The 13,994-nt window shown below is 45.4% G+C and carries 10 protein-coding genes; 4 read left to right on the forward strand and 6 right to left on the reverse strand.

From position 1 onward, the window contains the following. Nucleotide 1: 1 nt before the first annotated feature. The 4 genes from K5Q73_RS05605 to K5Q73_RS05615 are packed head-to-tail and all read left to right on the forward strand — an operon-like array spanning nt 2 to nt 5,671. Nucleotides 2-2,530, forward strand: a complete 2,529-nt coding sequence (locus K5Q73_RS05605) for a glycogen/starch/alpha-glucan phosphorylase (RefSeq protein WP_220759838.1) — start codon at nt 2-4, stop codon at nt 2,528-2,530. A 2-nt stretch (nt 2,531-2,532) separates the two neighbouring features. Next, entirely contained in the window at nt 2,533-2,658 is a 126-nt protein-coding gene (locus K5Q73_RS21570) for a hypothetical protein (protein WP_259650715.1), read from the forward strand. Continuing rightward, complete coding sequence (glgC, locus tag K5Q73_RS05610) at nt 2,651-3,919, forward strand: glucose-1-phosphate adenylyltransferase (protein ID WP_220759840.1); 1,269 nt, start codon at nt 2,651-2,653, stop codon at nt 3,917-3,919. The genes K5Q73_RS21570 and glgC overlap by 8 nt, the downstream gene beginning before the upstream one ends. A gap of 3 nt (nt 3,920-3,922) precedes the next feature. Further along, a complete protein-coding gene (locus K5Q73_RS05615) occupies nt 3,923-5,671 on the forward strand; it encodes a glycogen synthase (RefSeq protein WP_259650716.1) in 1,749 nt (582 codons plus the stop codon). 187 nt (nt 5,672-5,858) lie between these two features. Here the strand turns inward: K5Q73_RS05615 and K5Q73_RS05620 are convergent, their stop codons facing one another. The 6 genes from K5Q73_RS05620 to K5Q73_RS05645 all read right to left on the reverse strand — a co-directional run bounded on the left by K5Q73_RS05620 (nt 5,859) and on the right by K5Q73_RS05645 (nt 13,882). After that, nucleotides 5,859-6,332, reverse strand: coding sequence for an NYN domain-containing protein (locus tag K5Q73_RS05620; RefSeq protein ID WP_220759842.1), 474 nt, complete (start codon nt 6,330-6,332; stop codon nt 5,859-5,861). Between the two features lie 125 nt (nt 6,333-6,457). Beyond that, nucleotides 6,458-6,646: a hypothetical protein gene (locus K5Q73_RS05625; RefSeq protein WP_220759843.1), complete on the reverse strand. Its 189-nt coding sequence runs from the start codon at nt 6,644-6,646 to the stop codon at nt 6,458-6,460. Nucleotides 6,647-6,907: 261 nt separating this feature from the next. Continuing rightward, on the reverse strand, nt 6,908-10,012 hold the full coding sequence (locus K5Q73_RS05630) for a multidrug efflux RND transporter permease subunit (RefSeq protein WP_220759845.1): 3,105 nt from the start codon (nt 10,010-10,012) through the stop codon (nt 6,908-6,910). After that, on the reverse strand, nt 10,013-11,125 hold the full coding sequence (locus K5Q73_RS05635) for an efflux RND transporter periplasmic adaptor subunit (RefSeq protein ID WP_220759847.1): 1,113 nt from the start codon (nt 11,123-11,125) through the stop codon (nt 10,013-10,015). A 423-nt stretch (nt 11,126-11,548) separates the two neighbouring features. Beyond that, nucleotides 11,549-12,625 (reverse strand): metallophosphoesterase, encoded by a 1,077-nt coding sequence (locus K5Q73_RS05640; RefSeq protein ID WP_220759849.1) that lies wholly within the window; start codon nt 12,623-12,625, stop codon nt 11,549-11,551. Between the two features lie 87 nt (nt 12,626-12,712). Next, entirely contained in the window at nt 12,713-13,882 is a 1,170-nt protein-coding gene (locus K5Q73_RS05645; protein WP_259650717.1) for an acyltransferase, read from the reverse strand. Nucleotides 13,883-13,994 lie beyond the last annotated feature (112 nt).

Below are 13,994 nucleotides of genomic sequence, written 5' to 3' on the forward strand. Positions count from 1 at the left end.
CATGACGACACCTGTTAAACCTGCTTCAGTGAAGGAAAGCCAAGCTCGTACCAAAGCTAAGAAAACCAGCGTAAATAGTAAGCCTACAAAGGCTGATGTAGCAGATAAAGCCAAGGGCCAAGATGCTTGTAATACCCTCGCAGCTTGTATGCAGCGCAACGTGAGTAATGGCTTAAGCCGTGATTTACATGATAAGCAAGAGCTATTTATGGCACTGGCTCTGAGTGTGAAGGAACAAATGCTATTGCCATGGCGTGCAACACGGCAAGCAGACTGTCAATTTGAGCGTAAGCAAGTTGCTTATCTGTCACTTGAGTTTTTGATGGGCAGAGCCATGGGTAACGCGATTATGAACCTAGATATGCTGCAGGAGACCAAGGAAACCTTACAAGAGTATGCGGTCGAACTGGAAGATATTGAGCAAATAGAACATGACGCTGGGCTAGGAAATGGTGGCTTAGGGCGTTTGGCCGCCTGCTTTTTAGATAGTTGTGCCAGTTTGGATCTTAGCGTAACAGGTTATGGGATCCGTTATGAGTACGGCATGTTTGCACAAAAACTAGTGGATGGCTTTCAAGTCGAGCGCCCAGATCGTTGGCTCAGGCAGGGCAACCCTTGGGAAGTTAGAGTTGCCGAGCATAATGTCACTGTGCCTTTTTTTGGCCAAACCAGCAGCTATGTAGACCCGAATGGGCGTACGAATGTGGTGTGGGTTGGCACACAAGATGTACTGGCTGTGGCTTACGATATGCCCGTTCCGGGTTATCAGAATGGCCGGGTAAATACGTTAAGACTGTGGAAGTCAGAAGCCACCGATGATTTTGACTTAGAGGAGTTTAACCAAGGGGATTATGCCGAGGCGGTGGCCACTAAAAACATGGCAGAGCAGATCACTATGGTGCTTTACCCCAATGATGTCAGTGAAAATGGCAAAGAACTGCGCCTGCGTCAGCAGTATTTTCTTAGTTCAGCGAGCCTACAAGATCTGCTAAGGACCTGGGTACAACGTAAAGGCAACGACTTTAGTGAGTTTGCTAAATACAACGTAATGCAACTTAACGACACGCACCCTAGTATTGCCATTCCAGAGTTGATGCGTTTGCTGGTGGATGAGCACTTCCTTGAATGGGACGACGCCTGGCAAGTTGTGACGCAAACCATGGCTTATACCAACCATACTTTATTACCCGAAGCACTAGAGCGCTGGCCTGTACGTATGCTGGGGCATATGTTGCCGAGGATCTTAGAAATCATTTACGAGATAAACGCACGCTATCTTGAGCAGGTTGCACACCATTGGCCGGGTGAGCCGCAAAAGCTTACGCAAATGTCGATTATCGAAGAGGGCAACGAGCCCCATGTGAGAATGGCCTATCTAGCCATAGTGGCAAGCTTCTCAGTTAACGGTGTAGCGGGGTTGCACAGTCAATTACTTATCTCTGGTCTATTCAAAGATTTTTATGCCATGTGGCCAGAAAAGTTCAATAACAAAACCAATGGCGTCACGCCAAGGCGTTGGCTGGCGCACTGTAACCCGGGGCTGGCACAGCTGTTAAGAAAAAGGCTGGGTAATGAGTGGGTGACAGACTTGAGTCATTTAAATGCATTAAACGCGTTTACTGATGATATGGCCTTTATTAAAGAGTGGCAGCTGGTTAAACAGCAAAACAAAGCGGCTTTGGCTGAGCTGATAAAGCTTGAATGCGACGTTGAGTTTGATGTTGATATGTTATTCGATGTGCAGGTCAAACGTATTCATGAATATAAGCGTCAGCTGCTAAATATTCTGCATGTTATCCATCTTTATCATCAGATCCAGCAAGGTCATACCGCCGATATCGTGCCTCGCTGCGTGTTAATTGGTGGTAAGGCTGCACCAGGTTATGCCATGGCAAAGTTAGTGATCAAGCTGGCGAGTAATGTCGCCCATATGGTGAACTCAGATCCTGAAGTTTCCAAGTATCTCCGCTTTGCATTTTTGCCTAATTACAACGTGAGTGCGATGGAGAAAATCTGCCCAGCAACGGATCTTTCTGAGCAGATCTCAACGGCAGGCAAAGAGGCGTCAGGCACTGGTAATATGAAGTTTATGATGAATGGTGCCATCACCATAGGCACGCTCGATGGTGCCAATGTTGAAATGCTAGAAGAGGTGGGAGAGGACAACTTCTTCCTATTTGGTTTAAATGCTCAGCAGGTAGTTGAACAGCGTCAAAATTATCAGCCACAGCAATTTATCAATGACTCAGCAGCATTAACTCAAGTCCTAGAGCTGATTAACAGTGGGCACTTTAGCCTGCTCGAACCCGGTATTTTCTCCCCGATAGTCGACTCCATAACCAGCTGTGATGACCCTTGGATGACGGCGGCGGACTTTGAATCATTTCGCCTGGCTCAACAAAGTGTTGCTAAAGCCTACCGTAACCCAACCAGTTGGACTCAAATGAGTATTCGTAATACGGCTGCAAGTGGGCGCTTTTCAAGTGATGTCACTATCGCAGGCTATCGCGATGAGATCTGGGGAGCATAGCAATGAAATTGACAAGATGGGTCGCTGAGACCGAGATTGCGGCCAAAACAGTGAAGCATGAATCCAACTATTTGTTTGTAAAAGTTAACTTTAAAGACAGTGTTCAAGGAGCGAACCTCAATGACTAAAGCAAGCCCGCGTTATATCAGTAATTTAACTCGTGATACCTATGCAATCATTCTTGCTGGTGGAAGAGGTTCAAGGTTACATGAGCTGACAGATTGGCGTGCTAAGCCATCTCTGTATTTCGGAGGCAAGTTTCGCATTATAGATTTCCCGCTTTCAAACTGTATTAATTCAGGGATCCGTCGAATTGGTGTGGTCACGCAGTATAAGTCTCATTCATTGATCCGCCACGTGATGCGAGGCTGGGGCCACTTCAAGAAAGAATTAGGTGAGTCGGTTGAGATCTTGCCGGCATCGCAGCGATATTCAGAGAATTGGTACCAAGGCACAGCTGACGCAGTGTTTCAGAATATCGATATTATTCGTCATGAATTGCCAAAGTACGTGATGATTTTATCAGGCGATCATGTTTACCGCATGGATTATGCTGGCCTATTAGCAACCCATGCAGAATCTGGCGCCGATATGACCGTCTCTTGTTTAGAGGTGCCCGTTGCCGAAGCCGCTGGAGCATTTGGCGTTGTTGAGGTCGATGAAACTAAACGCATTTTAGGCTTTGAAGAGAAGCCAGAACTGCCTAAACACTTACCAGAAGATCCTGAGATGTGCTTAGCTTCGATGGGCAACTATGTGTTTAACACTGAGTTCTTGTTTGAGCAATTAAAGCGAGATGCACAAAACGAAGACTCAGATAGAGACTTTGGTAAGGATATTATTCCAGCCATTATCAAAGAGCATAAGGTGTACGCTCACCGTTTTCGCAGCGCCTTTCCTAACGAGGAGGCTTATTGGCGTGACGTGGGGACGCTGGACTCTTTCTGGCAATCGAATATGGAGTTGTTATCACCCACTCCTGCACTGAATCTTTATGATGCTAAGTGGCCAATTTGGACCTATCAAGAGCAGTTGCCTCCCGCTAAATTTGTATTTGATGACGATGACCGTCGCGGCATGGCGCTTGATTCTATTATCTCTGGAGGCTGTATTATCTCAGGCTCAACCGTGCGCCGCAGTGTGTTGTTTAATGAGGTACGAGTTTGCTCTTATTCAACCGTAGAAGACTCGGTGATCTTGCCTGATGTGGTGGTGCTACGAAATTGTAAAATTAAGAATGCGATTATCGACAGAGGCTGCATCATTCCTGAGGGAACTGTGATTGGTTATAACCATGAGCATGATAAAGCGAAAGGCTTTAGGGTGTCTGAAAAGGGCATTGTCTTAGTCACTCGTGACATGCTGGGCTTACCGGTAGGGTATGAGTAGCCTATGAGCAATGTTAACCATGTCGAAGCCCTAGCATCGGAAAGTCGCGCTAGGGTGTTAATGCTCGCAGCCGAGAATGGTGCAATAGCTGGCGCTAAAGTTGGCGGTATGGCAGATGTTATCCGTGATCTTCCGCTTGCTATGGCTAAACAGGGAGTCGCTGTCGATGTTGCTATGCCCAGCTTTGGCGATTTAATCAATACCGCCAATGCCAGTTGGGTTGGCGATGTGCAGTTGCAATTTACTGGTCAGGTGTATCAGGTTGGGGTGTATCAAGCGGCGCATCCTACACTTGATAACTGCAGCTTTTATCTGTTTCAACACCCATTATTTAATGGCAGCTATGGCGCCTATTCACAAGGAGATGCCAACCGCCCATTTGCCGAAGATGCCACTAAGTTTGCGCTATTTAATCTGGCAGTAGCCGAAGCGTTACGTTGTGATACTCAAGCAGTCAATAATCAAGGAATAGCGCAGAAACGGATTGAGCAATCGAGGTTTTTTAAAGCCTTGCCCAGTATTGTGCATCTACATGATTGGCATACGGCGCAGTTTGCGGTATTGCGGGCATTTGATGCTAACTATGCTTTCTTACAGTCGCTGCCTTGCGTGTTCAGCATACACAATCTGGCACTACAGGGAATACGGCCTATACGCGATGAGGCATCATCGTTTGCCGCTTGGTATCCCGAACTGTTAGCACAACTTAGTGAGGAGCAGCTTAATCTTTTTCGTGACCCTCGTTACCCAAACTGCATTAATCCTATGCGCGCAGGCATAGTGCTAAGTGATAAAGTGCACCTTGTTTCACCAAGTTATGCCGATGAGGTGTTATTGCCTTCGCAGGCAGAAAAAGGCTTCTTTGGGGGAGAGGGGCTAGAGCAAGATTTGCTTCATAGGCTTGAAGGGCAAGCTTTAGTGGGCATATTAAATGGCTGTATGTACCCAGATGACAGTGGTGAAAGCAAGAATTTTTCCGAGCCGACATCAGAAAGCAACAGACAACAGCTGATTAACGGTCATATTGCACTGGCACAGGAAAAGCTCATTGCGTGGCAGGTGGGTCAGACTCAAGTCAGAGCTCAGGACTTTATTGCTAAGCACAGGCTGTGGCAGTGGCAAGAGACTATCAAGGACGAAGAGCAGAGTTTGCCCTTTATCATGACTTCAGTTGGCAGACTGACAGATCAAAAGGTGCTGATTTTAAGGGCTCGTTTCCCAAGTGATATCGCTGAAGTATCTCTTAGAGGGAAAACAGTACTAGAAGCCCTGCTCGATAGACTGGCTCAGCAGCAAGCTGATGCTCGGTTTGTGTTACTTGGGAGTGGCGATGAGGTTATTGCCAGAGAGTTTAGTGATATTGCTGCTAAGTATCCGCAGTTTGTGTTTTTAAATGGTTACGATGAGCAACTGTCTCAGCAGCTGTATCAACTTGGCTCGCTGTTTTTAATGCCAAGTTCATTCGAGCCCTGCGGCATAAGCCAGATGTTGGCGATGCGAGAAGGGCAGTTATGTCTGGTGAACCGAATTGGCGGTCTTAAAGATACCGTACACCATCTAGAAACTGGCTTTGTATTTGAGGGCGAGGATTTACTGGCACAGGGATTATCGCTGCTAACCAAGTTTGAACAAGCGCTGTCGATGTTTGCTAGCCAAGCTTGGCAAGGCATGCAGCACAACGCAAGGATGCAACGTTTCGATTGGGATTCTCAGGCCTTACGATACAAACACCAGCTATATGGCCTGAAGTAGCAGGTTTAGGTAGTAGGTTCAGAAGTAGAAAGTTTAGGTAGTAGATTTAGAAGTGACATGAGACGTTTATTTAATCGTTTTTTAACCTTTACTGATGGGGCGCTAACTGAGCGCCCTATCTTTTTTAGCTTGGATCTAGACTATCTATTAAGGCTAAGTAAGGCTAAGTAAGGCTAAGTAAGGCTTATTAAAGCAGTAAGCTATCATCAATTTCGTGGAACTGGTTTACTGAATCAATCAGTGATTTTGCGGTTAATGTCGGCACGCCATAGACCTGAGTTTCCACGCAATACTTTTGCTGGATCCTTTGCATCAACAGATCAAAGTCGCCATCGCCGGAGAGTAAAATAACGCAATCGACTTCGCTTGCCGCTTCCATGATGTCGATAGTGATCCCCACATCCCAATCACCCTTAGCTGAGCCATCACTTCGTTGGATAAAAGGTTTCAGTTTTACCTCGAAGCCGATGTGTTTCAATGCATCTTGAAACTTGAGCTGACCATCATCGCCGCGATGGATCGCATAAGCGCTGGCCTGGCTAATTTCACCTTCATAACCTAAGTGTTGCCAGAGTTTTCGGTAATTGAATTGTTTGCCATAGGCTTGGCGGCAGGTGTAATAGATGTTCTGTACATCGACAAACAGGGCGATTTTTTTCACTGTATGCTCATTTAGTTAGCTTGCAAATCGGTAGGCGTCAGCGTTAAAGCCTGCAACATAAAGAATACTATTGCATCGAGGTGAAAATAGCGACTGCTTAAATCCGATGCTTTCAATATTTTGCACTAAATAAATAGATCTACATGAGGTATGCGTCTTTGGTCAGTTTGACGGCGATCATAAAGGTTTATTCGATTCGTTTGCTGCTGTACCCGTCTATCGAGGCTAGAGCGGCGCTCGGTAATATAGTGGCCATTGATATTAAAGGTTTCATACAGCATAGGCTCGAGAGTTTTTGGCTCAGGTTTCTGCATAGGAGTCCTCCAACGAATGTAATCTTGGCCATCGGGGCGGTATGGCGTTAGTCAAACAATTGCAAACACCAACAATGATGAAGCCAATTGCATGGGTGTTATACCAATCAGTATAGGAGAGATTGTATTAACGGAGGGAGGTTTAGCCAATTGTTGCCGGAGAATTATTGGCTTGCTAAGCAGGTTAATTTAGCAGGTTATTTTTGCAAGTTAAGGAGCCACTGCTAATGAGCGGTGACTCCTTAATTGGGTATGCTATTTTCAGTTAGAGACTTGCTGGTGTTCCTTAATAGCTTGATTAAGCTGTGACTCAACAAAACCAGGTGATTTGGTTGCCACTGAAATTAAGCGATACATGGCTGGGATAACTAACAGAGTTACAAAGGTGGCAAAAGCCATACCAAAGAACACCACAGTACCCACAGATATACGGCTTTCAGAGCCCGCACCAGTTGATAAAATCAGCGGGATTGCACCAATTAGGGTAGTAAATGCCGTCATCAAAATTGGGCGTAAGCGACGAGTCGATGCATCAATAATCGCTTGTTCAATCTCAAGGCCTTTATCGCGCAACTGGTTAGCAAATTCAACGATAAGAATACCGTTCTTGGTTACCATACCAATTAGCATGATCATGCCGATCTGGCTGTAAATATTTAGGCCTTGGCCGGTTAGATACAAACCTAAGAAACCACCAAATACCCCCATAGGTACGGTAAACATCACCACTAACGGGTTAATAAAGCTTTCAAACTGCGCCGCTAACACTAGGTAGGCAACGAGCAAAGCCAGACCAAACACAATAAAGATGCTGCTTTGGTTTTCTTTAAAGTCTTTAGACTCACCAGTGTAAGCCACTGTTATGTCACTTGGCAGCATCTCAATCGCTTTTTGATCTAAGAAGTCTAACGCCTCACCTAAGGTGTAGCCTTCGCCTAAGTTAGCTTTTAGGGTGATCGACTTTTGCTTGTTGTTGTGGCTAAGTTTAAGCGCCGATGCCACCTCTTCAATATGAGTAATGGTATCTAAGGTGATGAGCTCGCCTTTATTTGAGCGCATATAAATCTGGCTAAGATCGGCAACGTTATTAAAGCTGTCTTCGTCGCCGCGCAGATAAACATCGTATTCTTCACCACGCTCAACAAAGGTGGTTTCGCTGCGTCCGCCAAGCATGATCTCTAAGGTTTCTGACACTTCAGCAACACTAATGCCAAGCTGAGCTGCACGCTCTTTATCAACGGTAACCACAAGCTCTGGTGAAGTCTCTTTATAGTCAATTTCAGGGCTATCAAATATCGGGCTATATAGGGCTTCTTCTTCAAGCATTGTGGCCCATTTAAATAGCTCTTGATAATCAGAACCACCCAGTACAAATTGCACTGGCTCACTTGAACCGCCTCTAAAGCCTGGTAGCAAAGGACGCACCATTACATCAGGAATACCTTTTAACGCGTTGGCGATAACGCCTAATGCTTGCTGCGCATTAACGGTTCTGTCGTTCCAATCTTCTAGCTGAATGATCACAAAACCTGTTTGGTCGCCGGCGCGGCCGCCAAAGGCAGGGGCTTGAATACTAAACGACTTTACTACGCCTTGGCCTAATAGTGGCATTAGCTTATCTTCTGCGATCTCCATGTTCGCGGCCATGCGGTTGTAACTGGTGCCTTCAGCGCCTTTGATAAAGGCAAAAATCACCCCGCGGTCTTCACTCGGTGCAAGTTGAGCTGGAACTTGCTGCATTAACCAGCCACTACCAAGCACACACGCGATAATAACGAGAGGCGCGGCTAAACGTAAGTTAACCGCTTTAGTGACCATTTTTCGATAGCCATTTTCGAGGCGGTTAAAGGCGCAATCGACCATTAGATTAAAGCGGTTTGGCTTCACATTTGCCTTGAGAATTTTACTGCCAAGCACTGGGGTCAATGTCAGTGCAATCAGTGATGAGAACAGCACTGAAACCGCCAGCATGACAGAGAACTCGGTAAACAGTAGACCAACCATACCTTCCATAAACGAGATCGGTAGGAACACCATCACCAGTACCGCAGTGGTTGCTATAACGGCAAAGCCAACTTCTCGGGTACCATTGTATGCCGCCAGTAACGGAGGCTCGCCCTTTTCGATATGGTGGAAAATGTTTTCGACTACAACGATGGCGTCATCCACTACCAAACCGATAGATAAAATCAGCGCCATTAGGGTGAGTAGGTTAATTGAATACCCAAAGACATTGGCAGCAATAAATGCCGAGATAAGGGATACCGGTACAGTAACGGCAGGGATCAAGGTGGCTCTGGCTTGACCAATAAAGATGTATAACACCAAAATTACCAGCAATGCGGTTACGGCTAAGGTGCTAAAGACTTCATCAATAGAGCGGTCGATAAACACTGTTGAGTCGTAATCGACAATCAAGTTAGTACCATCTGGTAAGAAGTCTTGGATTAGATCGACTTCTTTGTGAACGTCTTGCGCCACCTCCAGTGGGTTGGCATCTGATTGCGCTACGATACCCAGGCTGATGTTAACTACGCCGTTACTTTTAAAGGTAGAGTTTTCGTTCTCTGCGCCAATAAATACGCTAGCCACATCTTTTAAATAGACTTGAGAACCGTCGCTTTCAGTGCGTAGTACTAAGTAATTAAAGTCTTCAGGGCTTTGATAAAGGCGCGCTGTACGCACAGCCATTACTGTTGTGTCGTTACGGACTTGGCCGCCAGGGGTTTCAACGTTTTCTTTATTGAGTACATTAACGATATCTGAGGTGGTCACGTTACGGCCAGCCATGAGTTCAGGCTTTAGCTGCACATACATTACCTTGTATAGGCCACCAGAAATATCAACGCTACTAACGCCAGAGATAAGGCTAAATCTGTCTTCTAATACGCGCTGAGCGTAGTCAGTCAGCTGAGTTCTATCCATAGTCGATGAACTTAGATTGACATAAACAGAAGGCTCGCCGGTACCATTATCTTTAGATACCACAGGATCGTCGGCTTCATCAGGTAGGCGGCGCTGGGCTCTTGCTACCGCGTCTCGCACGTCACTGACGCCTTCAGTAAGATCCCAACCAATTAGAAAGGTCACAGTAATACGCGACATACCATTTCGGGTAACAGACTCGATTTGGTCTACACCGCTAATACCGGTTAGTTCCGACTCTAGTGCGGTGGTGATCTGGCTTTCCATAATGGTGGCGGAAGCACCAGAATAGGTGGTCATTACGGTAACGACAGGGCTTTCTACATCAGGCATTTCGCGTACTGCGAGCTTGCTAAATGAGACCATGCCAAATACGCACAGCAATAAGCTTAATACGATGGCAACAACCGGGCGTTTTACTGAAACATCAGACAACCACATTTAGATGCTTCCTCTTGCTTGTTGCTCTTCTTGCGCTGCCTTGGCTTGTTTTTTAGCAAGAGCCGACTCGGCTAAATCATCTACACGTAGACCATCGCGCATATTCACAAGGCCTTGGACGACAACTTTATCGCCAATTTTAATGCCGTCGGTGATTAACACTTCATCATTAATACGCGCGCCTAGCGTGACTTTAGTGCGCTTAGCAATATTGTCTGCGCCAATTACATACACGAAGCGGTTAGTCCCCGAGTACTCAAGTGCTTGTACTGGAATCACCGGCTCTGACACACTTGGGAATAGCATAGTTGCCGACATCAACATGCCTGGTTTTAGTTGGTGCTTTGGATTACTAAACTGAACGCGAACGCGCAGGTTTAAGGTGTCTTGGTTAACACGGGAATCAATAGCGATAACCTTGCCGACAAACTCTTGCTTAGGCCAAGCGCGGCTTTTGGCAACCACTGACATACCAATACTTAGTTGTGATAAGTAGTTTTCAGGTACTTGAAGATCAAGGCGCATGCTCGACAGGTCATCAAGAGTTAATAATTCAGTACCTGCACTGACCATCTTGCCCTGACTAAAATCGATAAGGCCGGCAGTTCCTGCAAATGGTGCACTTAAATAATGATAATCAAGATCGGCTTGCGCGGCGGCTAGGCGCGCTGCTGCCATATCGACACTGGCTTTTTGGGCGTCAATTTCTGTTTTAGTAATCGCGTTTTGATCAATTAACTTAAGAAATTCTTTTAGCTTACGCTTCTCATCGGCTAAATATGCTGCAGCTTCGGCGAGGGCTGCTTGGGCTTTAGCATCGTCAAGCTGCACTAAGATCTGTCCTTGCTGTATCTCTTGGTCAGTGTTGACTTGCACTGATTTAATTTTGCCAGTGATTTGCGGGGCGATGAAAACAGATTGTTCTGCATCTAACTTACCAATAAGCGAGAGTGCCTGAGACAGTTCATGCTGCTCAACAAGACCAGTAACGACAGGAACAGTTCGAACAGGCCTATCTTTAGAGTCGGCTCGCTTCGCTTCAGACAGACTACTGAAGGTAAATGCCCCCGCAATAATTAATGCCAGAGGTAGGAGGAAATAGGATGATCTCATGAGTGATTACTTACGCAGCCAAAGTTGAGATTATTCTAGTTAAAAATCCAAGCTTGTAGGGTAAAGCAATGTAAAGTAAAGAAAATTAGAATATGATGTTTTACATTTTTGGAACTGAAAGTTATCACGATTAACATTTGATATGATTTTCGATCATTTAGTTTTCAATATTTGCTTGCGGCAAGTGAAAATGTTGGGCCAGATAGACAAAATAGCTATTGAACTTGTGCTTTAACATCACTAGATGTTAAAGCCTGGATATTCTTTGCTAGCCATTAGCCATTAGCCATTATTTGGCTAGGTATTCATCTTAGTTAATAAGAGCCGAATATAAGGGGGAATTATGAGTCAGTCAGGTTTATTGGCTGACTGTGACTCAATACTCTAATAGGCTCTTTTAATTTGCTAGGCTCTAATGCTAATTTATAGTGCTTGGCGAGAGCCGTCATACAGGCCGCGAGTAAACTCACCATTATTGATAAGTAGCAATTCACCCTGTTCCCCAAGCTTTATGCTACTGTCGATTGCGATGATCTTATTATCAAACAGCCCTAACACCTGTTTTTGAGAGGTGTGGCCGACTGTGATGTGCTTGACGTCAAAATAGGCGAGAATTTTATCCAGCTCAGCTTCGGTAAAACTGTCTTTAAAATAGCCCCGGTACCAAGTTGGCCCATTACCGTAAAACAGGAAGCTTAATAGTTCATCTTGTTTAAGTTCCGATTTAGGTCTGCCAATATTAGCGCGAAATAGCTGGTTAGCCTCTGCAATCGTTAACTGACGTTCGAGCCATTCACTGCTTATGCCTCCATGCATGTACAGCACATCATTAACTTTAACTAAGGTGTTTTTACTTCTTAGCCACTGGCCAATCTCGGTGTTTGCGCCATAAAGGGCGTCATTACTTCTATCCAGTAATTTACTGGCTAAGTCATAACGCTCATGCACATACCTTAAGTCTCCGCCAAGCACCATCTGCTCGTGGTTACCCATGAGTAGGTGCAACATACCTCCAGCGGCTTTGGCTTGCCTGTCTAGCTGGTACATAAACCACAGTACTTCGTTTATCTGATCGCCGCGGTCAAACATATCGCCTGTCATCACCATATGACCTTCGCCAAAGGCCCAGTTGTTATCGGCATCTATAATTTTTTGGTTTTTTAGCAGAGTGAGTAATACATCATACTGGCCATGCACATCACTGAGGGCAACGATCTTTTTTACGCCATTATAACTGTCAGGCATTACCTGTTTGACATCATTGCTGAGGATTGGCTCAGGTAACTGTCCGCAGTTTTCTGGCCGCTTTAGCGAGCGCTCACTAACCAATGAACTTGTTAGCTGGCTATTGCAGATCCAATAGGCCGTTTGCTGCGATGGTGTAGCGGCCTCGTCTTGGATGACATAAGGGCCATCAAACTGATAGTTGCTCGCTTCATTAGCGCTAAGCTGGCTTGCAAAGCCAGTTAGCAGTGCCGTGTAGAGTAGGGCTTTAAACATAATCTTGGTTTCTTAAAGTTAGTTTCTTATTATTAGTTCTTATTATTAGTTCTTATTTATGGCTTTAGCTTGCATCGAATCGCTGATTTACCAGCCAATCAAGTAGCGACTTCGTTTGCTGAGCATTTTCTTTATGAGTATGGCGATAGCATAAGAGATGGCAACAACCACTAAGGTGACGATTAAAGTGGTAAAGACATTGCCCTTACCCGCGAGGCCAAATAAGTCTGGGCTGTCGTAAATCATCCACCAAGGCGTGGTGATCCAAGGGTGAATAAAGTAGATAGCAAAGCTAACCTCTGCTAGCTTTTGCAGTGGCGCAATCGAGACATGCTCAAACTTATTTAAAATCGCCAATATCACTAAAGTCAGTAAAATCTTTTGCGGTAGCATTAAGTCTGGCACTGTCATCTCAAACGGGGCCTTATTGAGCACACCAGCACCAAAAAATTCAGCTTGAATGAGCGCCAAGGCAACGCCTGCCAAAAACATCGGGATCCAGTACTTATCGATAAAGGGAAACAGTTTATCACGGTGAGCCGAGCCCCAAACTCCAAGTAAGTACACGGGTAAAAAATAGACCAAAGATTGGATAGCATTAAGGTTTGAAATCGGTCTATGCACCATAATCGCAATTAATAACAATGGAATGGCGTAGTAAAGTACTTGCTGCTTTTTGATTAAATACATCACCCAGGGCGACAGTGCGAATAGCATCATGCCCATGGGGATATACCAATAAGCAGTCAGCGTACGGCCGGTGATGACATACCAACTCGCCGCCTGTGCAGGAGCGGTAATATCGGCAAGCTCTTTATGCATCATAGGATCGGTACCTACGGTCAGGTGCCAGACAATCCAGGGCAGGGAGAGTAGAAGGTAAGGCAGAAAAACAAACTTGGTTTTGCTTTTCATGTATTTTTTGTAATCCCAGCGATGATAAAACACATGGTGAAACAGAAAACCTGAGATAAACACAAAAAACACCGTGCCATTCATCATCAAATTAAACCATGCCTTATCGGCAAAGGTTTCTATTTGCCAGCCTGCTGGGCGGTAGCAGTGAGCCATGACGATAAAGATAATCGCTATGCCGCGAAAGTGATTAATGCTGTTTAAGAAGCCGGTGGATTTTTTAGGCTGAGCATTTTCTTGCGACGTTGCAGGCTCATGAGCCTCTTGCAATGAGTCGCCGCCGGGCGCACAGGTATTAACCTGAGTCGAGTTGGTTTTATCGTCCATAGCTTTGTTGTCCATTAATCGCTTTCTTATCCATGAGAGCACTTTTTATTATTCAGGCGACAGGGGAAACTGTTCCCGTTTCAATTGGCTAATTGATAGTAAACGGCATTTTGGCATAATTGCTGAG

It is taken from the genome of Shewanella sp. MBTL60-112-B2, assembly GCF_019655055.1.
Classification (GTDB): Bacteria; Pseudomonadota; Gammaproteobacteria; order Enterobacterales; family Shewanellaceae; genus Shewanella.

Bases quoted from the DNA above. Each gene is read 5' to 3' on its own strand.
- K5Q73_RS21570 (WP_259650715.1), top strand. From the start codon at position 2,533: ATGAAATTGACAAGATGGGTCGCTGAGACCGAGATTGCGGCCAAAACA.
- glgC (WP_220759840.1), top strand. From the start codon at position 2,651: ATGACTAAAGCAAGCCCGCGTTATATCAGTAATTTAACTCGTGATACC.
- K5Q73_RS05625 (WP_220759843.1), bottom strand. From the start codon at position 6,646: ATGCAGAAACCTGAGCCAAAAACTCTCGAGCCTATGCTGTATGAAACC.
- K5Q73_RS05635 (WP_220759847.1), bottom strand. From the start codon at position 11,125: ATGAGATCATCCTATTTCCTCCTACCTCTGGCATTAATTATTGCGGGG.
- K5Q73_RS05605 (WP_220759838.1), top strand. From the start codon at position 2: ATGACGACACCTGTTAAACCTGCTTCAGTGAAGGAAAGCCAAGCTCGT.
- K5Q73_RS05645 (WP_259650717.1), bottom strand. From the start codon at position 13,882: ATGGACAACAAAGCTATGGACGATAAAACCAACTCGACTCAGGTTAAT.
- K5Q73_RS05640 (WP_220759849.1), bottom strand. From the start codon at position 12,625: ATGTTTAAAGCCCTACTCTACACGGCACTGCTAACTGGCTTTGCAAGC.
- K5Q73_RS05615 (WP_259650716.1), top strand. From the start codon at position 3,923: ATGAGCAATGTTAACCATGTCGAAGCCCTAGCATCGGAAAGTCGCGCT.
- K5Q73_RS05630 (WP_220759845.1), bottom strand. From the start codon at position 10,012: ATGTGGTTGTCTGATGTTTCAGTAAAACGCCCGGTTGTTGCCATCGTA.